General features: G+C 39.3%; 24 protein-coding genes and 2 pseudogenes. 13 read left to right on the top strand and 13 right to left on the bottom strand.

Annotated elements, in window-relative coordinates:
- Window positions 1-550: 550 nt before the first annotated feature.
- The gene (locus AN214_RS13935) at window positions 551-1,609 is read left to right on the top strand and encodes a hypothetical protein (RefSeq protein ID WP_054980279.1); all 1,059 of its coding nucleotides are present in this window, start codon (window positions 551-553) and stop codon (window positions 1,607-1,609) included.
- A gap of 58 nt (window positions 1,610-1,667) precedes the next feature.
- Here the strand turns inward: AN214_RS13935 and AN214_RS13930 are convergent.
- Window positions 1,668-3,049: pseudogene (locus tag AN214_RS13930) on the bottom strand (Na+/H+ antiporter NhaC family protein).
- Between the two features lie 497 nt (window positions 3,050-3,546).
- Here AN214_RS13930 and AN214_RS13925 point away from each other — a divergent pair.
- The 3 genes and pseudogenes from AN214_RS13925 (at window position 3,547) to AN214_RS13915 (ending at window position 5,529) form a co-directional block, all read left to right on the top strand.
- Entirely contained in the window at window positions 3,547-4,122 is a 576-nt protein-coding gene (locus AN214_RS13925; protein WP_054980278.1) for a Crp/Fnr family transcriptional regulator, read from the top strand.
- Between the two features lie 70 nt (window positions 4,123-4,192).
- Window positions 4,193-4,695, top strand: a pseudogene (locus tag AN214_RS23330) (YgjV family protein).
- Window positions 4,696-4,875: 180 nt separating this feature from the next.
- Window positions 4,876-5,529, top strand: coding sequence for an XRE family transcriptional regulator (locus AN214_RS13915; RefSeq protein WP_054980277.1), 654 nt, complete (start codon window positions 4,876-4,878; stop codon window positions 5,527-5,529).
- Window positions 5,530-5,550: 21 nt separating this feature from the next.
- On the opposite strand, the gene AN214_RS13910 is transcribed toward AN214_RS13915, so the two are convergent.
- Complete coding sequence (locus tag AN214_RS13910; protein ID WP_054980276.1) at window positions 5,551-6,318, bottom strand: ABC transporter substrate-binding protein; 768 nt, start codon at window positions 6,316-6,318, stop codon at window positions 5,551-5,553.
- Between the two features lie 185 nt (window positions 6,319-6,503).
- Window positions 6,504-7,703 carry a PQQ-dependent sugar dehydrogenase gene (locus AN214_RS13905; protein ID WP_054980275.1) on the bottom strand — a complete coding sequence of 400 codons (1,200 nt, stop codon included), beginning with the start codon at window positions 7,701-7,703 and terminating at the stop codon, window positions 6,504-6,506.
- On the opposite strand from AN214_RS13905, the gene AN214_RS13900 reads away from it, so the two are divergent.
- Window positions 7,688-8,131, top strand: coding sequence for a hypothetical protein (locus tag AN214_RS13900; protein WP_054980274.1), 444 nt, complete (start codon window positions 7,688-7,690; stop codon window positions 8,129-8,131). The two genes, AN214_RS13905 and AN214_RS13900, sit on opposite strands and share 16 nt — an antisense overlap.
- A gap of 28 nt (window positions 8,132-8,159) precedes the next feature.
- Here AN214_RS13900 and AN214_RS13895 read toward each other — a convergent pair whose 3' ends face one another.
- The gene (locus tag AN214_RS13895) at window positions 8,160-8,456 is read right to left on the bottom strand and encodes a DUF6482 family protein (protein WP_054980273.1); all 297 of its coding nucleotides are present in this window, start codon (window positions 8,454-8,456) and stop codon (window positions 8,160-8,162) included.
- 202 nt (window positions 8,457-8,658) lie between these two features.
- On the opposite strand from AN214_RS13895, the gene AN214_RS13890 reads away from it, so the two are divergent.
- Window positions 8,659-9,381, top strand: a complete 723-nt coding sequence (locus AN214_RS13890; protein ID WP_054980272.1) for a hypothetical protein — start codon at window positions 8,659-8,661, stop codon at window positions 9,379-9,381.
- Window positions 9,382-9,624: 243 nt separating this feature from the next.
- On the top strand, window positions 9,625-9,927 hold the full coding sequence (locus tag AN214_RS13885; RefSeq protein ID WP_054980271.1) for a hypothetical protein: 303 nt from the start codon (window positions 9,625-9,627) through the stop codon (window positions 9,925-9,927).
- A gap of 84 nt (window positions 9,928-10,011) precedes the next feature.
- Here AN214_RS13885 and AN214_RS22725 read toward each other — a convergent pair whose 3' ends face one another.
- The 9 genes from AN214_RS22725 to AN214_RS23025 all read right to left on the bottom strand — a co-directional run bounded on the left by AN214_RS22725 (window position 10,012) and on the right by AN214_RS23025 (window position 15,140).
- Entirely contained in the window at window positions 10,012-10,185 is a 174-nt protein-coding gene (locus AN214_RS22725) for a hypothetical protein (protein ID WP_161805687.1), read from the bottom strand.
- Window positions 10,186-10,198: 13 nt separating this feature from the next.
- Window positions 10,199-10,501: a hypothetical protein gene (locus AN214_RS13880; protein WP_054980270.1), complete on the bottom strand. Its 303-nt coding sequence runs from the start codon at window positions 10,499-10,501 to the stop codon at window positions 10,199-10,201.
- Window positions 10,502-10,503: 2 nt separating this feature from the next.
- Entirely contained in the window at window positions 10,504-10,737 is a 234-nt protein-coding gene (locus AN214_RS13875) for a hypothetical protein (RefSeq protein WP_054980269.1), read from the bottom strand.
- A 26-nt stretch (window positions 10,738-10,763) separates the two neighbouring features.
- A complete protein-coding gene (locus AN214_RS13870) occupies window positions 10,764-11,048 on the bottom strand; it encodes a hypothetical protein (protein ID WP_054980268.1) in 285 nt (94 codons plus the stop codon).
- A gap of 66 nt (window positions 11,049-11,114) precedes the next feature.
- A complete protein-coding gene (locus AN214_RS13865) occupies window positions 11,115-11,747 on the bottom strand; it encodes a hypothetical protein (protein ID WP_054980267.1) in 633 nt (210 codons plus the stop codon).
- 54 nt (window positions 11,748-11,801) lie between these two features.
- Window positions 11,802-12,017, bottom strand: coding sequence for a hypothetical protein (locus AN214_RS13860; RefSeq protein WP_054980266.1), 216 nt, complete (start codon window positions 12,015-12,017; stop codon window positions 11,802-11,804).
- A gap of 14 nt (window positions 12,018-12,031) precedes the next feature.
- Entirely contained in the window at window positions 12,032-12,973 is a 942-nt protein-coding gene (locus AN214_RS13855; RefSeq protein ID WP_054980265.1) for a hypothetical protein, read from the bottom strand.
- A 57-nt stretch (window positions 12,974-13,030) separates the two neighbouring features.
- Entirely contained in the window at window positions 13,031-14,347 is a 1,317-nt protein-coding gene (locus AN214_RS13850; protein ID WP_054980264.1) for a hypothetical protein, read from the bottom strand.
- 118 nt (window positions 14,348-14,465) lie between these two features.
- Window positions 14,466-15,140: a hypothetical protein gene (locus AN214_RS23025; RefSeq protein WP_235576759.1), complete on the bottom strand. Its 675-nt coding sequence runs from the start codon at window positions 15,138-15,140 to the stop codon at window positions 14,466-14,468.
- Between the two features lie 144 nt (window positions 15,141-15,284).
- Between AN214_RS23025 and AN214_RS13835 the strand changes: the two genes are divergently transcribed.
- From AN214_RS13835 to AN214_RS13810, 6 genes are all read left to right on the top strand, one after another.
- Entirely contained in the window at window positions 15,285-16,115 is an 831-nt protein-coding gene (locus AN214_RS13835) for a DUF3626 domain-containing protein (protein WP_200911134.1), read from the top strand.
- Between the two features lie 259 nt (window positions 16,116-16,374).
- Window positions 16,375-16,641 carry a hypothetical protein gene (locus AN214_RS13830; protein WP_054980261.1) on the top strand — a complete coding sequence of 89 codons (267 nt, stop codon included), beginning with the start codon at window positions 16,375-16,377 and terminating at the stop codon, window positions 16,639-16,641.
- Window positions 16,641-17,162: a hypothetical protein gene (locus AN214_RS13825; RefSeq protein WP_054980260.1), complete on the top strand. Its 522-nt coding sequence runs from the start codon at window positions 16,641-16,643 to the stop codon at window positions 17,160-17,162. The genes AN214_RS13830 and AN214_RS13825 overlap by 1 nt, the downstream gene beginning before the upstream one ends.
- A 662-nt stretch (window positions 17,163-17,824) precedes the next feature.
- Window positions 17,825-19,447, top strand: coding sequence for a chitinase (locus tag AN214_RS13820; protein ID WP_054980259.1), 1,623 nt, complete (start codon window positions 17,825-17,827; stop codon window positions 19,445-19,447).
- A gap of 299 nt (window positions 19,448-19,746) precedes the next feature.
- On the top strand, window positions 19,747-20,535 hold the full coding sequence (locus AN214_RS13815) for a hypothetical protein (RefSeq protein WP_054980258.1): 789 nt from the start codon (window positions 19,747-19,749) through the stop codon (window positions 20,533-20,535).
- A 41-nt stretch (window positions 20,536-20,576) separates the two neighbouring features.
- Window positions 20,577-21,926 carry a S41 family peptidase gene (locus tag AN214_RS13810; RefSeq protein WP_054980257.1) on the top strand — a complete coding sequence of 450 codons (1,350 nt, stop codon included), beginning with the start codon at window positions 20,577-20,579 and terminating at the stop codon, window positions 21,924-21,926.
- The last annotated feature ends 209 nt before the right edge of the window (window positions 21,927-22,135 follow it).

The raw sequence follows: 22,135 nt of genomic DNA, 5'->3' as shown, positions 1-22,135 counted from the left end.
ATCAAATGGAGGAAGCAGGGCATTCAGCCTGCGAAACGTCGATTATACCAATTCTGTTAAGTATGTGATCAGGGATAGCGCTGGATACATGAAATGGTAACAAGGCTGAATTTTTCTTATGTAGTTGTTCTACATTGATAAATTCTAACGCAGTTAACATGATATTTAGTACGCTATGATGACCAACTACTTAATTGAATTGGTATTATAACTAAGGATTTAACAAGCTACCAATCGTGATTTTTTTGATTCGAACAAAAGCAGTATTGCAGATACTTAAATGTGCTGAAGGCTCAGCAAGTATTTTAAGATTGGGTGATACATTTTTTAGCCTGAACTATGGTTTTTACCCCAATAATTTAGTGTTTATTTTCGCTTTGATTTTTCTTGCCAGTTTGTAGATTCAGGCAGATACTTGCAGTCAATTCGGTACTTTAAATTTAGCCATAAAACGCTTGTGCAAAGATATCGAACTAGGCAAAAAATCACGGCTTCTCGCTAAGCTTTTAAACTTAGTAGGGGCTATTTAGCGTGTTTTAGAGTGAAATTAATGAGCACATTAAGCCAAGAGTATATCGACTTATTAAAAGAAATTATTCGCCATGCGAGCGTGGTAGGGGCGGAGCATTCGTTTTTTCGTGTATTACAACGCGAGCTTGAAGAGCGGGGGGCCACCGTAACTTGGTATGAAGGACTATTAGTTGCGCAGGGTAAAAAGCCGTTCAGTGCAATGTTTTCCGCACATATCGACCGCCACGGTTTAATTTGCACAGGGCCGAACGAATTTCAATATGCAGCATTTATTGCTGCAAACCGCACAGATTTGCTCAATAACTCAGTGTCTGAAGAACTCATGACTAAAATCACCGAGCGCTATAAGTCTACCCCTGTGTATGCTTACGAGCCTTGGTCTGGTGCGTATCGCGGGCAAGGCATGATCAAACATTCGTATGTGTGTGAGTATCGCAACAACCTTATTTTTGAAATTGACGGCCTTGAAAGTGCAGTTGCCGGAACACCAGTTGCGTTTAAAGATAAATTGCGTATTTCCGAAGAGCGATTAACTGGCCAGCTCGATAACGTTCTGTCAGCGGCAGCGCTCGTGCATTTATTTAGTTTGGGCTTTGAGGGCACCGTGTTCTTCACTGCACAAGAAGAAGCAGGTAAAAGTTGGCGTTATCTATTGGAATGGTTTCGTCGTTTTGGTGGCTCAACTAACCGCTTGTTTGTGGTAGATACTAGCCCGTTTCCCGATGTTGTATCGGCCAATAAACAACATTTAGTGCTGCGAAAAAAAGATGCCAATGCCTCGTTCAATTCAGCGGCAACTAAGTTAGTGGAAAAAATCTGTAAAGAGCAGCAGTTAAGCTACATCTATAAAGATGAATATATGGAAAAAATCAATAAAGAGCTTGCCGCGCGGGGAGAAGCGCCACACTCTATTGGCAGTACTGAGCTTGGCCGTATTATCGCCAGTTCGAATGGCTTAGTAGATGGTACTACTATTCAAGTGCCAACAACCAGCTACCACAAAATGGATGAATCGGGCTCAATCGCATCGGTAGAAGCCTTTTTGAATGTGTTAATGGCCCTCTCAAAAAGAGGTTAATTACCAATAAAAAAACGCCAGCATATGCTGGCGTTTTTGTTTTATAAGGTTATTGAGTTTATGCCAGTAGCAAAAAGCCAATAAATGCGATTGCAGCCGCAAGCAGTGCGTAAGGTAACTGGGTTACAGCATGGCTGACTAAGTTACAATCTGAGCCTTGTGCTGCGAGCACTGTCGAATCTGAATAGAAACAGGCTTGGCTACCAAAAGATGACGCTGATAATAGCGCGCCAATCACAAGCGGTATGTTCGCATCAACCGCAACAGCAAGTGGCATTACAATTGGGATTGTTACTGCAAAAATACCCCAACTCGACCCCGTAGCGAACGCTAAAATAGCCATTGATAAAAACACCATTGCAGGCAGTAATTGTGCTGTCATATACGGGCTTAGCGTGTCCATTACATATTGTGGCAATAGCAATTTGTCACACACATCTTTAAAAATAAATGCAGCGATAACCGTACCAATGGCAGGCAACATGCATTTAAAGCCATCAATCATTTGCTCCAACATATCGGCCAACGGCATTAAACGCTGCGCCATATAAAATGGAATGGTCACAGCTAATGTTGCCAGTAAACCTTTCCATACATCAATATCAAAGTACACGGTAAAGCCTACAAGGAGCACTATCGCACTAAAAAGTTGTAGAGCTTACCGCTATTATCGGCATTTTCGAATTCTTGCTCGATTGCTTTTGCCGCATATTCATCAGGTGTTTGTACTTCGCTTAAATCGACTTGCTCAAAAGCAGGCTTACCCGCTTTTGCTGCAAGTTCGGCTTTTTTCATTGGGCCAAAAAGTGGGATCACCCCTAAAATAACCAATGGCACCATAAACACGGCAACCCAGGCATACAGCATGTAGGGGATTGCGTCGATATAAACGCTAATGCCTTGCCCCTCTGCGGCAACACCGTTATCAACAAGTAGGCCGCCAAAAAATACAGCCCAAGTAGAGAGTGGCACCAGCACACAAATAGGTGCGGCGGTTGAATCAACAACATAGGCCAGCATTTCGCGGGAGATTTTAAATTTATCAGTAACGCGGCGCATGGTTTCGCCTACAGTTAAAGCGTTTAGGTAGTCATCAATAAAGATCACCACTCCCAGCAAGTAGGTCATAAGCAATGACGACTTGGCGCCTTTGGCAAGTTTGAGCGCGCTGCGACCAAACGCCAGCGCGCCACCAGTACGCACTAATAGCGCAATATGTGCACCAAAACTACCGCATACTAAAATTAGCCACCCTATGGTTTCGTCGGCCATCACTTTTAATGATGCCTCGGCAAAATTACTTAAAATGGTCGTAAAATCAAGCAGGGCTAGGCCCACTAACGCACCTAACACAAGGGCTAAAATAGGGCGGCGAAGTACTACAGCAAGTGTCAGTACAACAATGGGGGGAATTAAGCTGATAACGCTCGGCTCGGTCATTCAAATGATTCCAATATTATGGTTACCTTTAAAGGTGTAAATCGCAGCAGTAGGCATGCGGATATCTGCTTAATATTGGGTTGACCAGCGCTTAGTATGGCCCTTCTTGAAACATCACGGCGAAAATAAACAGGATTGTGTTTTGCGTCAATTTAAAATTTTTGTCTTATCAAAAAATAGTTTTAATCGATGGGCTTAATTATTAAATTTCAATAGGTTATTAACCATTAATTGTGAGTATGCAAAATGTGCTGCTACGGAAGTTTTATTTTTCACTTAAAAAAACAGTTTAATTTAAACGCCTTAACGCAAACTCAGTTACTTTAATTTATTTGAATAGCATAATGTGCTGACACTTTGGCTTTTCTTCATTACAACAAAGACTGTAACAATGACAAAAGCGATTTTGCACCACTTTGGTGTGGTCAGCATTTTGCGGTGCGTGATGGCGTAAATCCGAGTGAGATTACTCAATTATTAATGCGAGGTTGGCACAATTGAATACGCCAAAAATTCTTGAGCTAGGCGATAGTTATCATCAACTTGCAAGCTTATTTGAAGAAAAATTAGCAGGGCAATTTGATATTAAAACCTATGCCAAAGGCGAGGTACTATTACAACAAGGGGAAACGCAACAGGTTGGCTTTTTAATTTTGTCGGGTGTGCTGGGTGCTTTACATGCAAGTGCTGATGGCGGGCAAAAATGTAAAGAGTTTTATTTTAAAGATGAATTTGCACTGTTGTACGGCAATTGGCTAACGCATAGCCCAGCGCTTTATCAACTTAAAGTAATTCGTAAGGCAAATTTAATTAAAGTGCCGTTAGCATTATTAGAAAGCACCGATTGGCAGCCTATAAAACAACAGCTTATAACTCAGCAGTTATTGTTTAAAGAAGCCAAAGAGGCCTTTTTATTGCTTAATACGCCCGAGCAACGCTATCAATATTTACTCGACCATAAACCTCATTGGTTAGAAACGCTCAGTTTGAACGAAGTGGCAATGTACTTGGGGGTGTCGGCAATATCATTGTCGCGCATTCGCCGTCGTTTAAATTTAACCAAATCATTTTGACGGCAATTAACTTAAGTTAAGGTTTTTATATTCGCGCCTGATTAGACTGCCCCTTTTTACAGGAGCTGTTATGTTTATTGTGTCGCAGTGTTTGGTAGCAATCGCTACTTTACTTGATTTAGCCTCGTTTCAATTTAAATCGCGCAGTGCGATTTTAGCCTGCTTATTTACTTCGGTATTGTTTACCGCAGTGCACTTTTTCTTGCTGGATAAAATAAGTGCTGCGTGTTTAATGTTTCTGGCTGCATTGCGTTATGGCTATTGTATTTTTGCGAGAGACCTTCGTGTAATGCTCGGCTTTATGGCGTGAGTATTTCTGCAGTTTATATTATTTGGCATAGCTGGATAAGCCTAATTGCGCTGTTTGCGGCTTTACTGCAAACCTATGCGTCGTTTCAAGCAAATGATTTTACTTTGCGCTGTTTTATGATTGTTGGCACCTTATGTTGGATTTTGCACAATGTGTTGGTTTTTTCACCAGTAGCTGTAATGATGGAAAGTGTTTTCTTAATGAGTAACCTGATTGGCTTGTGGCGTTTTTATGCCAAAAAGCGATTATCGGCTAGCGCTTAGTAAGAGTGTGACAGTCTGCGTTGAAAGGGGTTAATAACCTAAGCTCAGGTTTATTGGCTGCAAATCCAACAATGTGTTTAAAAATAAGGCATACAGCTAAGAGTTTAGCTTGGTTACGTTGAATTTAGTGTGAATATCGGTAAAGTCAGCCTCCACTAAAATTTTGGAGCTGAACTTACCATGAGCACTGCCTTTTCTCGCCGCTTTCTTTCGTTAATAGATCAAATCACAGAAGGCAACAAAAAGCGTTTTGCTGAAGTAACCGGGCGTTCGGCTTCAACTATTTATCGTTTGTGTCGTGGTGGCAGCCGTCCATCGCTTGCTTATTTAGAGCAATTAAGTGAGCAATTTAGCATCGATTTAAACTGGCTTATTACAGGCCAGCGCGCTACCGACGACGTTACCAATAACACTAAACCCGATATGGTACTTGCACCTAAGTTTGATGTAGAAGCCAGTGCAGGCTTTGGTCAAGTTGGCGCAGGAGAAGAAATTTCTGACCATTTTGGTTTTTCGAAACAGTGGTTATCATCGCAATTAGGTGTGCATTCAGAGCAATTAGCGTTTGTTTCTGTACGCGGAGACAGCATGCAGCCAACCCTAGAACACGGCGATATGATTTTAGTGGATATGTCGCAAAAACAAGCGCATAAAGAAGATATTTATTTACTACACACTGAAGATGGTTTGCTAACTAAACGCTTAAAGCCATTTAGTGGCGGCGTAAAAGTAATGAGTGATAACCCACAATACCCAAGTTTTGAAATCACCCATGCCACAGGTGAACAAGCACGTATTGTTGGTCGAGTTGTGTGGTTTGGTCGCGATATTTAATTTAATCTAAATTGGGTTAAATTAGTCGTGAGCTAAGATTTGCTCACGGCTTAACTGCATGTGGTGCCAAAAACGCACCACATCGTCTTTATTGTTATTATAAAAATCTCGATTAAACGGCACATACCAATAGGTGCGTTTCAACACTCCCTGACTGCTTATTACATGGTCTTGCTGATTTAATGCCTCAACCTGCGCAAGACCAATACGTTTTTCAACTATGTACCCATCAAGGCGACCGATAGCAACTTGATGAATACCTAAACTGAGGTCGTAGTCACTGTTTGCAGCGATGTTATGCTGTTTAATATATTGCTCAACTACGTAACCTGCCGGTGCTTGAAGGCCAAACTCTTTAATTTTTTTATAATAATTGACGTTAAATTCACCTTGTTTAGAAAATAGTTTTCCTGCTAACTCCGCTCGATGTAAGAATGAATTTCGTTTGTATAAAATCACATAATCTGCAGTGTTTATGTAATGTTGTTGTGTCATTGGAAACGCAAACTGTTTAGTGCGTTTAGGGGTTTTGACCATGGCAAAAAGGCCGTCATAAATGCCATCTTTAACCGCTTGTTGGCAACGCTTCCAAGGCAATGCTGTAAAATAAAGTTCAATATTTGAGCTACTTGCCGCATGTTCTAAAATATCCACTAACAAAGCTGACGCTTGATTGTCGCTTGAAATATAGGGAGGATACTCTTTATCTTCATGACAAAGTTGCCAAGGCTTAGCATTAATACTAAAGCTAACTACAAGTACAAATGTGAGTAAGGCGTTTAAAAGCATAGTATTTCTTTGTCGTTGAGTAGTGGTAATTATATGCGACTTGCCTAAAATAGCCATGCAAAAAAGCAGCTTACAAAACGCATTTTGGTCAACATTTGGTTAATTGTGTAAAACATAGCTAAGCAATATGTTTTTAATGTTAGTAACATAAATCAGTGTGACAGCGCCTATCGAATTTAGTTTAGTTACTTAGCCGCAGAAACAAGTAGCAATTTGGCATCTTTGCCATCGGTTAAAATGGCGATATTACCGCTATTGCTAACAAATACATCACGCAAGCGACCGCTTATTTCGGGAAATACAGCGGTTTGTTTAAAGCGATTATTGTTAATATCAACTGCGTACAGTTTTCTATCAACGAGCGTGGTAATAAATAGGTGCTTTTGCAGTGATGCGAATACGCTATCTCGTGTGCCGTAGTAAGCCATGCCAGAAGGAGCAATAGAGGGTGTCCAATTAATGCTTGGTTGTTTCATACCCTTGTATTGAGTAAACGGCGAAATTCGCGCTTGTGAATAGTCTTTGCCGTAGGTGATCACCGGCCAACCGTAATTTTCTCCAGCGCTTAAAAAATTTAGCTCATCGCCACCAGCAGGGCCATGTTCATGACTTACAATGCGTTTTGCATCGTAATCGAACACAAGTCCTTGTGCATTACGATGGCCAAGAGAAAAAACCGCATGAGCGTTTGGGTTTGTGTGATCTTTAAATGGGTTGTCGTTAGGTATGCTGCCATCTAGGTTTATGCGTAGCATTTTTCCTAATTGACTCGTTACAACTTGTGCTTGTTCACGATAATCAAAGCCGTCGCCACTTGAAAACAGCAAGGTATTGTCAGGCAGTATTAGTGCGCGACCAGCATAATGTTGAGGTGTGCCTTTATCGGTTGCCACCGTGTACACAATTTGAGGTTTTGAAAATTCAGTGCCATTAAACTGTGCTTTTGCGATAACTAAACGATTAGCGCTTAAGTTGCCTTGAGCGTAGGTAAAATAAACGGTGTTTGATTGCGCATAATCAGGTGCAAGCAGTATATCAAGCAAGCCACCTTGACCTGCTAGGTACAGGCCTTCAAAGTTAACGTTTAGCCGTTTTTGGCTGTTGCCTTTTACCATTACTACATGGCCGTCTCGTTCAGTAACCAGCCATGTGCCATCGGGTAATTCCACCATGCTCCAAGGCGCGTTTAATCCGGTTGCAAGGGTATGTATGTTGTAAGTTTCTAACGGTAAGGTGGTGTCGCTTGCAATGGCGTTTTTTGAAACACCTACAGATGTGACAAAACTAAAGGCGATATAAAGCAACCATTGTTTACAACTTAAGTGTTTGCTAGTGTGAGGGAATATACCTTTGTTGAGTTGCGCTAACCTTGTTATTTTTAACACGTTTATTACCTTCGTTTTTAGTTGCATGGCTGCTGAGCTTTACCATAGCTAGCTTGTTCCATAGCCAATATGTTGTCAATCAGTTAGTAAATGTTGGTGTGGTGGTGCCATTGGGTGATCGTCTTAATATAATGGCGCAAGATTGGCTTGGCATGACCACAACCTATGGCGTGATCATCGCAGTTGCGTTGGCAATTGCGTTTACGGTTGCAAATTGGCTTAGCAAAAAATACGCTATTTCGCGCGATGTATGGTTTACCTTTGCAGGTATTGCAGCGCTTGCAACTGTGTTAATCGCGTTTGAACTTATTATGAAAATTAACGTGATTGCGGGCGCAAGAGGCTGGGGGTTTTATACCCAATTACTCGCTGGTGCCGCAGGTGGTTTTGTGTTTTCAAAAGTAAGTGCAGCGCTAACACGTAAATAATAAGCTGTTAGCTTTAAAGTAAGCTTATTTAGTACAGCTTATTATCTCCAAGCGACACTTCCATCTCATTACTCCCTTTAACTGGGCCGCCAATCATTTCATCGTAGGCGCTGCTTTGACGTACCACCTGTTTTTTAGCTTTTACATTCTGAAAACGCTGTTGTAGGGCCAATAAATTATGGTGTTTTATGCGTTCACCTCGCTCGTCAGTAATCATGTATTCCTGCCCTTCAATCACTGCACTTACGTTGTAAAGCGCTAAATCGAGGCTATTAAAAACAAGTTTTTCAACTTCAAAGTACTTTTCTAATTTGCTCAGTTTCATTGTTGTATTCTTATTTAAACCATAACTTTGTTTATTACGTAAACTATTTCAAATTAGATTAACCACTAGCTTTAATTTTTATGTGTTAGACAAGCTAATAGTTTGTTCTATTTACATATTTATTAAAGCCAATAAAATAGGCAAGGCAACAACGGAATCGCCGTTAATCAAAATAACCATCGCTAACACAAATGGATTTTATATGCGCTCAATTGCAAAGCACTCGCTCGACCTTGATTTAACCGACAAAGATTGGTTTAGATACGCTTCTTTTCAAGGTAAATCATCGCTACAAGCCGATTCAGTAACGCGACTTCAATCTTTGCCTGCATTAGCGGTGTTATCAGGTTGGGCTGAAGTGTTTTTTGCCCTTTTGGTGATGGCGATTGCGCTATCAAGTTTGTATTTAGTAGAACATTACCCGCGTGGTATCGCTTTTTTAATTTGTTTAGGCAGCTTTTTAACGGTGTTTATTATTAAGCGCTTAGTGACAATTAAAAAGTATGGTTTTGGTAGTAAAAAAGTGATGACCATTAGCCAAAACCACATCGAAATTGAAGAACTTGCTAAAAAGGTCAAAAAAGGTGGCAGTGAGTTAGTCAATAAAAACGACATAAGCGAAGTGGTTTTTAACTACACCTATATTCGCAAAAACAAGCACCGAGTCGGTGGCGTTGCTAATAAAACACGCGCTGTTTTGCATACTTGCGATATTCATTTAAACGACGGTAAAACCATCTCCCTCGACGCCATGCGCGTTGGGTTATTTAACGTGTTGTACTTATTAGTCTTTCATCAATACCCACTTAAATTCAGAAACACCTCAGCCGGTGGCATAGGGACTATGTCGATTATTTTACTGCGATTATTCGCACTCGGCGCAATCGGTAATGCGTTAATTTTATTGGGTAATAAGTTGTTTTAGTGCTTAGGTTTATTAATTTGCTTGAAACCTGACGTGTGTTTAAGGGAATGTTTAGAATATGGAGGCAGGACTTAAGAATATTTGTGTATTTTGTTTAAAGGCTGAATTTTGAATATCCAATGCTGATGGGAAACCCGCTGTTTAGCGAAGACAGTATTTGCCGCAGCAACATCCTTGTATTTAATATAGTGTCGCAGTATCAGAGTTCGACATATAATTTAAATTAATTTTCAGGAGAAAATTATGGGTTTAAATTCGAATGGCTTAAAGCAATTTTCCGAAAACCTCAAAAAACTTCAGAACAAGCAATCTGTTCCATTAGATGATCTGATGACAGATAAATTTATTGCCGATAACACGCACCATAAAACATTTGAAAAGTTGCTAAATGCGTCAGGATATAGCGTTGAAACAGAAAGTGATTTCGAAGTAATTCCTGATGATAAGTGGGACATTCATATCGCCAATTGCACAAACTTTTCATCATGGCAAGAAATGCAACAAGCAGCGGCAAATGAATATGTGAGCAAACAGCTGTTAGGTTAGGCGCTTCCTATATGCAAAAAAGCAGCTAACTAGCTGCTTTTTGTTAAATCTGTTATTCCAATACTTCGATTAACTGCTGCTGCCTTATTCTTCAATATCTTCAGATGATGGTTCGAACTGAATAAACGTATACGGTGGCTCATGGTAAACTTGTACGATACTCTGAGGCATCCAATCTTCACCAGTCACAACCTCAGAATCAAAAGGAACTGACTTTTCTATTTCTTGTAGCTGCTTTATTAGTTCGGATAATTTCATTATTCTTTCCCTTTCATAATTGAATCTTACTAACTTCAAATTGAGTGTACGTATAGCCAGTTAAATTAACAGCTTTAGCGGCTTCTCTAGCATCAGTTTTTTTCATAAATAATGGAAAGCCATGTTTTAGTAAAATTTTAATACTACGCTCATGATCAAGAACTGTTTTTGTAAAACCACCAAAACTAATAGATATTCCATTAATGCTTTCCAGTTCATCAGCATGGGCAAACTTTATATCACTAACAACCTCATACTGCTCTGTCTGAAAGTTATAAAACTTCAACGTTTCATCTACTTTTATAACCGCCCACATAATCAAATTACCTTATTAGTATTCAGTATTTCATCGCTGTTCGCATCTAGCAGCGCATAGTTTATGCCATTTTCTAAAAAATAATTTAGAAGGCTGATGACTGGTTTTGTTTTTTTATAAGTTTTTGCATCTGATATATCAGTTGTTCCAGCGAAACTCTTATTACCTCTCTTAATGCTTTTCACATACCAAAACTTAATGCTATCACTGGGAGTAAAAACCTTAATTTTGAACATTATTATTCCAACAATATGTGATCTTATTAATTATTAAAAAAGTGCTCGGCAATCTCATCAACAGAATTGCCCATTTTGTTTAAAGCATCGCTCAAGCCTTCGATTGCTTCACCTATTACTTTAGCTTGAACATTAGTTCCACAATCACTTATAGCGGCTTGCATAAACGCGGCAACCAACGCTGGATTTTTTTTGGCAAACCCATCACCAAATTGTTTATCTATCTCTATAATTGCATCACTCATGTATTCTGAGGCGGCAATTGAACCTTGTTTAAAAAGCGTTTCCAAAGAGGCTGAGATGTCTGTCATTTTTACTTTCCTTTTTTCCAATTGTTCCAATTTTGCATCGGCAAAAGCACTTCATAACAATCAATACTAACTTTTTGTTGCAGTGTAAAAATTACCGCTTTTACCCCAAAACTCAATATTACCTAAGTTGTTAATAATGTAATACTCACCATGGCCTTTTCCTGCCTCATCTTGGAGCTTAAACCCTTGCCCTGTTTGGGATAGCTCTACTTCCTCATCGGCCATGCTGCCATCAGCAAACGTATTGCGTACGTACGTTTTGTTATTTACACGGTAGACTGTCATTTTATAGGTATAACCCCAACTAACCACCCATGAACCTAAGACTTCCCCTTCAGGGTTTTGCATACTGATCAGCTTTTCGTAAGCTTCAGCTGTTGCACCAATGATATTTACGTCTAAATGGGGGTTGTAGTGAGTTGTTGCCCAATAGTTTTGGTTTTTATGATCTCCCTTTAATTGATACCCAATGAACGTACGTTCAACACTTACGTCCGATAATGAGTGAATTTTCTCGGCTAATGCTTTTAGGGTTTCTTCATCGACTCTAGCTGGAAGTTCGACTTCCACAGTTCTTTTTATATTGCTTTTAAGACTATCTTGAGTGATTTTGTAACTTGGTAAATCCACATCATCTGAACAAGCACTTATTGCGAGTAAAACAACTAATCCAGTTACTTTCTTGATATTTGTAAACATATTCGTCCTTATTGAATTTCTTACTTATGCTTAGAGGTAAAATACCTGTGATAGTTAATCGTTCAGCGTTTCCCTAATGAATTTACGCCCTTCTTTAAACCACTGCCTAGCTTCATCGTGATTCCCGTTATCTATCGCGCCAATTACGTGCCCTAAGCCTGCTAGCATAGCTTTCTTTGAGACGGCACCATTTTTGTAGTCATCAATAACTGCACCGATAAAGGCATCCATATCTTCATGATCTCTATTACTTAACTTATCTCTTTTCATAGTTATTCCAATGCTTAGTAAAAGGATTTTGCTCTATCAATAATCTCTTTTATAACTGTGTCTGGATATTTAGGATTACCATGTGGAGTAATACATAAATACCTTCTTTTGCCTTCTCCATCCGCTTCACTAATCAACCAAGGACCTGTAACCTTTCCTCTATCTGTAGGATTCTTTTTGCAAACGTTTTCGTCAGTTTCTGCCATCAAGTCATAGGCCATCTTTGAGGCTTCGATAGGCGCTGCTACAAGCTGCTGCAAGGGATCATTGAAGGAGTCAACTCTAATCTTAGTGTCATCTAATTTGTTAGCTTTTAAATTTTCAAACTCATAGTTTTTATATAATGAAGCTCGTCCATATTTAGTGTTAAATGCGAAGAGCTCAATGTGATCATGATCTAAACCTTTTAAAACCTCACCATTAAAAGCTGTCGATTCATGTTTAGAGAACGGATTTCCTTTTATTTTGTCTGAAACTGAGCCTGTGTTGAGCTGTAAGAAAGGATGCTTGTATGTACCAATAAAACCATAATGTCGAGCTAACAAGTTTAATAATTGAATTTGACAGCACAAATAGTTACTCACATTAAATTGCTGTTTAAGTGTAATTATTGCGGCGTCTTCATTTGCAAACTTAATCAAGTCTTTACCAAAGGGCAGTGGCGTACACGATTTTAATGGTAGTCCCTCTTTAATTTCATCACTGAAGGGCTGGTTAATGTTATGCGCTAGAATCTTGTTAGTTAAGATTAGTGGACGCTCCAGAAATTCATCGATAGCTTCTTTTTTACTTTTTGGCAATCCATCCAATAATTGCTTTTGAGTTTTACTGCTTGGGAGTAAATCAGGTCTACTAAAAGCCATGCCAACCATTATTATTTGATCGGGGTTCGATAGTTCGTCAATAGCCACTTCGCCTGACTCTATTTGTATCAAGAGTTCAAATTCTTTATTCATTTTCAAACATTCCCTTTATTATTTTAGCGTTATTCCAATATTGAATTGAATTAGCCTCTAAGCAACAACCCTAGACACTGGGCTTTGCGCTGAAAACCACCTTACGCTATGATCAGCTAATACTCTTAAAAGTTCTATTAGCTCATGATAATGAGCTTCATTAAGCTCATTACCTGTCTTTTTGTAATTAGCTTTTGAGTGTGCAATTGAGTTTCTAGTCGCGCTGATACATGATGCTAAATATCCAAGAGCTTCTTGATCTGATTTTTGCAAATGCTTATTGAATTTGTTTTTCAAAAATTCTGGAACGACAGCTTCAACATCTCGTATATAGGAGCAAGTCTGAACAGTTAATTTAATGGCTTCTGAATCCTTTCTGAATGTGTTTTCATTGAACAGTTCTTGTAACTCTTTAATAAAACTAGCATCAGGCTTTAAAGCTCTTTTGCTGCTCAAAGCCTTTCTACCAATTTCCGTAATCTGATGTCTAACAACTGTCTCTGATACATATTCAATGACTTTCACGAAGAAAAGGATTTTTAGTTCTTCATCATTGGCAAATAGAGCTTTATTATATAGTTGAATAACACGGTCTGTATCTTCGCACACAATCAATTCTCGCGTTGGAGTATGCTCTGAATCTTCATCGTATTGGATGTTTTCGTAATATTCTTTATTTATATTTGGACAAGGAAATATTTCAATATCTAGGAGACTATTTGCTTCATAAATATAACTGCGACATGCTTTTCTACATGTTTCAAGATCTAAATTTTTACCTTTAATAGCAAAAAAATGGTCGAACTCCACAGGTGAGTTATGCCCTTCTTTAAGTAGTTTATAACTAAAGAGAAAGTTAGGTTCCAAAAGAATACCAACTTCTTCTATAGATTTAATATGCGACACTTTGAAATTAGAAAACATCAATGATGGTTTTTTCTCATGATCCTCAATTGAAACTCTTTGTAAATAAAGATTTTCGTGAAAAAACTCTAAGCTATTTATCAACTGTGAGTTATTTATCAAGTTATCTAAATTCAATAGATGTTCATTGAGAATGCAGGGGCCTTGTTCTCCATCCGCCATGTAACCAAAGTCAGACTTAAATCCACTAAGATAAATATTTGTATCTGACCATTCATTAATAGGCGTCTTTCCTTCGTCGGGCTCTTCATTAATAGATAAAACCTCGATATCTTCCATGAAATTAATCGAAAGCATTTCTTCATAATCAAAGCTCTCATCGTAAATATCTATAACTACATCATAGTCAGTGTTGTATTTTTCAAAAATAGATTTTATAGCGGTTATATATGCTTTTTTAAAATTTTCACACTCAAAAAATAAAGAGCTTCTATTAACTTCTGTCTCCATATTTGGCATATCCTTTTCAGTTTCCCATTGTCTGACGAACCACACCCCAGTGCTCGCCTGAGCTGGTTTGGTTATAGCCGTTATCTTTCATCAGCTTTTCAAATTCTTTGCCTGTCATTTAATGCCCTGTTACTTTTACTCGTGAATAAACGCTATTAATAGCGTCTGATAATTGCAGCAAATTACCGTTATATTTATCTGTTACAACTTGTCTCGATGCGTAGCCAAACAAATCGGCTACAACACCATGATCAACATTCTTGGCTAAGTAAATGATGAGTGAGTCTTCAAAGGTTTTCGCTGTAGCCCAATCTAAACCAGCCTTTTTAAGTAGCGTATTAACTTTGGTTCTTAAGTTTGTCGGCTGTTTGTTAATGCCGTTTTTAACTATTCGCTCGCTCATTGCAAACTCATTAAGTCGATCATTGAGCAATGCAGGTGCATATTCACTAAAGCCTCGATACGTACCTAAATTGTGTTTGTAGTGTGCAGGTACTTCTTGCTGTTCGTACCAATCAAGATAGCTTTCAAGCGCCAAACAAAACACCTCTGGCACTTCGATAATGCGATCTTTTTTGTTTCGGCTGTAGGCCGCTGGCAAAACCCACTTTCGATAGACCTCGCCTTTGTCATTTATTAACTGATGTAGCTTTAATAAATTATGCTCTGTAAGCGACAAAGGAACGTAAGCAAGTTGACTGACAAGGTACTTATCTTTAAGCGCAAACTTGCCCGTACATGCATTATTTAGAAGCGAATCTATGTCACTATCTACAAATATCTGCCTTAACATTTATATTGTTGCATATACCTTATAATTAACTTATGCAATATAGATTACATCATTCGAGTGCAATAACAAGACTGTTTAACTAATAAAGATGGTGCAGTGTTGGAATAGTGATAAAGGTGGTCTGTTCGTTGAAGTAATAAAATCATGGAAAATGCCGTTAAACAAGCGATTGAAAATATTCACTTAAAGTCAAAAGGGCCGTTGAGCGTTGTTGACTGCCCTCTGACGATTAACTTTCACCCTGATCGTTTTACTAACCAAAACGAGCCGCTGTTGCTAGCAATAGCAAAAACGGGTTATTTACAATCGCAATTTGAAACAGGCACCAGTAATGGCGGTTTAACAGCATACGCTGGTGGAGAGCGCTGGCTTTGGGAGCAGCGCGTATTTGATGGCGCTTACGATAACGCTGAAAATGCATTAAGGCCAAAGTATGGCGCGCTTAACTTTCGCAAGTATGAATTTGGTGCATCACCGCGTTTTGGCTCTGCGTATTTTCAGTTAAAACCACATATACTCACCCGCACTACTTTCTGTTATCCAGACAGTTATTTTGAACCCGAAGACTTCGCCGTGTTTAGTCATGTTCAATCACTAATAAATAAAGCCAATGTTGCAAGTGAAGACTTACTTGATGATTACATCGAAGCGCATATACATGGCGAAATTTTGTTAAAAAACGATATTGAATATGTGGTACTCGACCCTATCTATCGCGGTACTGAAATTGAGCTGCAAGCAAACGCATTAGATGTGCCTGTAAAGTGGCATCAAGGTTTTTCGCTTAGTATTGAGGCGATGCAGCAATACCCAAATTATCGCGGCCAACAGTTTATTGAACTGGCTAAACGGCTTGCTATAAACGGCAAAATTAATGCAAAAATAGTGGGCGAAGCAGTGACAAAACTTGATTATGATGAACAAGATATCAAAAAAATATGGCACTATTTAGCAAGGTTCGGCTATCAATCATAACGGGTGAGGTTGGGCGTTGCTTTAGCCATTTTCAGACATTTAATTTATTATTTATGTTCAAAAATTTAAATGTAAGAGAAGAATAAGTTCATCAACAAGTTGACATTGTGTACAACACGCCTTAGCATGCGGTTAAGGTTTTAGAGACGCCTTCTCCGCTAAAGACGATGTCACTCTCATCAAAATACATTCAAACATTCGAAACAAATAAGTTTGGTAATCGCGGAACACCAAAAGAACTTAGGAGTTTTGATTTGTTATGAATCTGCAATCTTACCCCCGTAATTTTGGGTTGTTATCTACCAAGTTACATGAATCTTTTCGAGCAGCACTGCCGTTAGCGATATTACTATTTTATATTTATTCCTTTAATTACTTTGGCTTTGTGGCGTTTTTAGAATTGCCATTTGTCACTTTATTTTCAATATTAAGTGATTATGGCCTTACATTTTTAGTGTTTTTAACGGCTGTTTTAGGCGCGATGACGATTTGCCAAATGGCGCAAGCTCGCAAGGAGGAGCTTTAATGGAATATGCATTAAAACACGCCAAATCATTAGCGAAAGCGCTGCTAAAAGAGGCAAAAAGTGGTAACACAAATGTATTAAAACGGCTAAAAAAGTATTACAGGTTAGATGAAAACCACCCGACAGAGTTAAAGCTAAAAATGTGTCAGCACCTTGTTGCGAAAGACGCGGGACTATTTGATTGGCAACAGTTGCATCAGCTGTTATCGGCAGAAATCGCTGATAATACTGGGCAAACTAACTTTGGTAGTGTGTTGCATTCAAGTGCATGCGATCGTTTTTTAAATAAATGGTTTGCAAGTCACCAAGAGGCGCAGCAGGCATTAACTAAACACAGTTATTTAGTGCCGTTTAAACATCAATTTATGGTGGTAAAAGGTCATTATTTCGCTGAAATAGGTATTAGTAATATGCCAGAACTTAGTGAATTTAATAATGACTTGGTAAAAGCGTACCCAAGTGAAACATGGGATAAACTGGTAGCGCAGGTATTTGTTGCTAAGCGCTCGAAGTTAAAGTAAACACTCAACCAAACTTAATTTGTTAGCGTGCCAGCACTGAAATTAAGTGAGAGACATAAAACACTCATGTGTAATTAGCATGAGTGTTTTTTATGGTATTTTTTAGCTGTTGATTATGAATTCCCTGTAATCAAACAAGGTATCTTCCAAAACTCATACTTTATTGTTTATTAATTACTTTTTAACGCTGTTACCTTATGCGCTTTTGCTACAGCGTGAAAATCCAACACTAATAATGTTACGTGTAACTGCCCATACTCATTTTACCGTTCGTGATAACGATACGGCTTGCCCGAATCTGTAAGCCTTTTTTATGGTTTTGCTTAACCAATACTATTGATGAGTCCCTTATTAAAAATAGAATTTGACAACGCTGTCAAAAGGTACCAGTATTCGGTACGTTAATTTATTGTTAACGTTTCCAAGAATAACTAACCTCAGGATCAGATAACACATAGTGAAAGTACATAAGTTGAAATAGATAAAGCTGTTTTAAAGCGCTTGCGACAAGTGTTTGTAAAATTCAAGGCATAGCCCTGGGAACAATAGCGCGCATTAAGAGTGAATTTATTGCCAACACATTTTACGGTTAAGCCAGTAAAAGTAACCGTTAGAAGTACATTCGTTATCTCCACTTGAGGTTAACCAATAAGGGCAGAAAAATGAAAAGAACACAGTTAGCGTTGGCGCTAAATTTAGCGCTGTTAACGCCACTTGCGACGCACGCACTTAATGTGCAACCCGACCCACAAAACCCAAATGGTTATGTGCTGTTAAAAAGCGAAGTAGCGACTGCGGCACAAACTAAAACCGCAAACCCAATGTACGCAATTTGGTCAGATGCGCTACGCACCGCTGATAACACGTTAGTTGAGGCGATTTTGCCAAATGCCGCTAGCAACCCCGCCAATGTAAAGCGCGCAGAGCGGGTTTTTGGTCAAGCGCAATGGGACTTTTTAACTCAAATGGCTGCACCTGAGTATACTTACACGCGTTTTTTACGCGCAATTGGTAAGTTCCCAGCGTTTTGTGGTGATTATATCGATGGACGAGATGCCGATGCGATTTGTCAACGATCAATCGTCACCGCATTTGCCCATTTTGCCCAAGAAACGGGCGGCCATATTGCAAAAGACAATACTTCAGATAACCCGCAAGGTTTGGAAGAATGGCAACAAGCGCTTGTACACGTAAGAGAAATGGGCTGGTCTGAAGGGCAACCCGGTTACACCACGGGATGTGGTCAAAATGACTGGCAAAATCGTCGCTGGCCATGTGCACCAAATCAAGGGTATTTTGGTCGCGGTGCAAAACAATTGTCGTATCATTTTAACTATGGCGCTTTCTCAGAAGCGATGTTTGATGGTGATGCCACGGTACTGTTAAATAACCCAGCACTGGTTGCAGACTCATGGTTAAATTTAGCCTCGGCGATTTGGTTTTTCTTAACGCCACAAGCGCCCAAGCCGGCAATGTTACATGTGATAGATCGTACATGGACGCCGTCAGAGCGCGAAACATCTGCAGGGATCGGATACGGTTTTGGCACTACCATCAACATTATTAATGGTGGCATTGAATGTGGTGCACAAAATAAAGGTAAAGGTCAGCCGGTAAATCGTATTCGCTACTGGGAAGGGCTATCTGCGCATTATCAAATACCGATTGAAATGGATGAAGAAAATACGTGTTGGCAACAAACCCCGTATGGCAGCTTAAATTTAGAAGGCGCAACCGACGTGCTTTACACCAACTGGGAAGGCGACTGGGCGTATTACGCAGATAGACCCGGTGGTTATGCATTTGAGTGTAAACTAGTGGCATATCAAACGGCGTATTCGGCTCTGGTACCGGGCGATTATGAAAAATGCGTTACTAATTTCTATGCCTCACACGCAAATTGGCCTGAAGTAAGGTTAGTTGATACCTTGCCCGATCCAGTCGAGCCGCCAACAGCAGGCAACACTTGGTCTGCGGATAAGGTTTATCTGCAAGGCGATAAAGTGGTGTATCAAAACGCTGAATATCAAGCAAAATGGTGGACACAAGGTGATGTACCAAGTGCGGGTGGTCCATGGCAATTAATTGGTGAGGTAACTCCGCCAACAGAGCCACCTAGCGAACCGCCTGCTGAGCCGCCCGTTGAGCCACCAACAACGGTTGCACAGTGGCAATCGACAGCAGTTTATGTGGGCGGCGATAAAGCGGTATTTGAAGGCAAAACCTACACGGCAAAATGGTGGAATCAGGGCGAACAACCAGATACCAGCAATGCTTGGCAATAATTAAGCGGCTTTTAAGCAATTAGAATTAGCCGATTTAAATTAACCACAAATGAAAAAGCGCACATAGATGAGTGCGCTTTTTTTGTTCACATGGCGAAGGGGTAATTAATTCGGCTAGTAAAGGTGAGCAACACCTTATCGACCCTTCATTTAGTTAAACGTTACGATTTATAAAAACGATCAATTAACGTTTAAATATGCAAAAAAATATCTAGGGTATTGTTTTCATAAATATATTTTTACTGTGTACTTTTTCGGTTACCCTAGTCACTCACATTTTTTAACGCAGGATGCGCATTATGCCTTTCAATTTGCGACCGTTCGGTCTTTTCTTTATTGCAACTATGGTCCTAAGTGGCTGTGGTGATACACCTTGGTATGAAAAAGACACTGACGGTGACGATATACTGGACGTGATTGATGATTACCCATTTGATGTAACGAAACATCACTATCCGGTATTTATTGAGCAAGAGCCGAATGATAACCCAGGCATTGCGACACCCGCGAAACTCGATGATGGTTTTATTGCCGCTGGCACAATTTCATCGCGTGTTGATAAAGGCGATTTATTTGGCTTTGATGCGTCAGAAGGAACGATGATCACTGCGTTTTTTACGACACAAGCAGAGCGCTTTTCTCCACAAGTGTATATTTCAAATGCCGATGGTTTGGTTATCGATAGCTATGTTATGAAGCCATTTTCAAAAGATGGCACCTATGTTGTTCACTTTCAATTGTTTAAAGCGGGCCGTTATCAACTAAGCGTAATGGATAACAACTATGCAGGTGGCGATGATTTAAGCTATAAAATTACCGTATTCCACGATACCGATGTAGATGCCTTTGACGACCGAAAAGAGCGCAGGTTATTGAGCGATGTAAATAAAAACGACCAAGATAACGATGGCATTATTGATGGCTTAGAGTATTTGTTAGCGGACCCAGTAAAGCTGCTTGATGTTGATAATGATGGCCAATTTAACTGGCAAGATGACGACTCAGACGGCGACGGCACAACCGACAAGCAAGAAGGTAAACAAGATAAAAATAATAACGGCCGGCCAGACTTTTTAGAGAAAAATTAACACCAACTCGCAATAACACCTAACTGTTTCAAGGGATTGATATGGATTGTTTGGTTAAGCAGCTACGCATTGGTTTGTTGTTTTTAATAACTACAGTTCTCAGTAGTTTTCATTCTTCAGCAACTGCCATTTGGCAAACTGAAGGGTATGGATATGTCTTTGATTTAACGAATCGTGAAAAACCACTTGTCTACGATATCAGTGATAATTATTGTTTTTTAAATCATTTTTTAACTGATGAAGCTGAGCGAGATGGTGTAGCCATTGATGAAAGTTCGAAACAGTTAAATTTTGATAAGTTATTTCCTCTGTCTGTCATAAAACTTGATGTTTTACCAAAAGCTTGCACGTCTAATGAGTTTGATAGTTTTCAAAGCAATAGTCATGTATTCGATAGTCGTAAGATATTAACAGTTGTATTAGATAGCTTTACAGAACATTACGCATTCACTGAAGAAAGAAAGCTAAACTGGAAGGCATTGAAGTCTCGGTGGCTCAAGCGTGTAGATAACAATACAACGCCGAATGAACTACAACAGGTTATTGACGAGTTTCTTGAATATATTAGAGATGGTCATGCGATTTTGATTGATGGTTCTTTAAAGAGGCTAAGCCATTACCCACCTAGAAAATCCGACTCAGAAAAAAAGCTGAAAGAATACCTGTCTGAACACTCTGAATTTTCAGATATTTCGCAAGTTTATCGGTATACCTATTCTCAATGGATAAACAATGTAGAATCCTATTTTTCTGCCAAGAAACCTGCACAATATCTAGCAGATAATTTCCTCATTGCAAAACTCAAAGGGGGTGGTTCGTACTTTAGAATCGAAAGTTTCGCTGAACGTGAAACACAGGAAGTAATGCAAAAGGTAACGCCATACTTTAATAGCTCCAAGGGGTTGATTATAGACCTTAGAGATAGTTCTGGCGGCAGTGATTTAGTCGCGCTCCAAATAATGTCTTACCTTATTGAAAACCCGCTTAGAATTGGCACTAAAAGCTTCAAAATGCCAACTGGTATGAGTGAAAAAAAAGACATACTTGTTTCTCCCGCAAGCATTAAACCTTTTATTGGTAAAATTGTTGTGATTACCAGTCACCTCACGCCAAGTGCAGCAGAGCTATTTTTAATAGCGCTAAAGGCGAGGAATGATGTGACATTCATCGGTGAAAACAGTTATGGAGCCTTAAGTGATGCGTTGATAAAAGCACTACCTAATGGTTGGGGAATTACGTTATCTAATGAGGTTTATACCGACAGTGGAGGACAAAGCTATGAATTTGTTGGAATTCCTGTAGATCGTGTATTTGAATTTCCAAATATCAAAGATATTGACGAGAATAAAGACTCTGCTTTGGAATATGCAATAAAACTCCTAGGTGACTAACCCAATCGAAACTAATTGAAGTTGAGCTGCGCTTAATAATTGATAAATTGGCACTGTTCTCAATTGCCAACATAAAGATAGATAAGATGGAATACCTTCTCAGACAGCTTAGGCTAATAGGTTTAGAGCTCCCTGACAAACCATTATGAGTTTAAGAGGCGGCAATTAGGCTACTAAGTTTTAATTATACTTTTTCAAATCAGGCTTAT

Origin of the sequence: Pseudoalteromonas sp. P1-9 (assembly GCF_001399975.1) — a bacterium.
In the GTDB taxonomy this organism is placed as follows: Bacteria; Pseudomonadota; Gammaproteobacteria; order Enterobacterales; family Alteromonadaceae; genus Pseudoalteromonas.
This window is presented reverse-complemented; position numbering and strand designations above follow the sequence as displayed.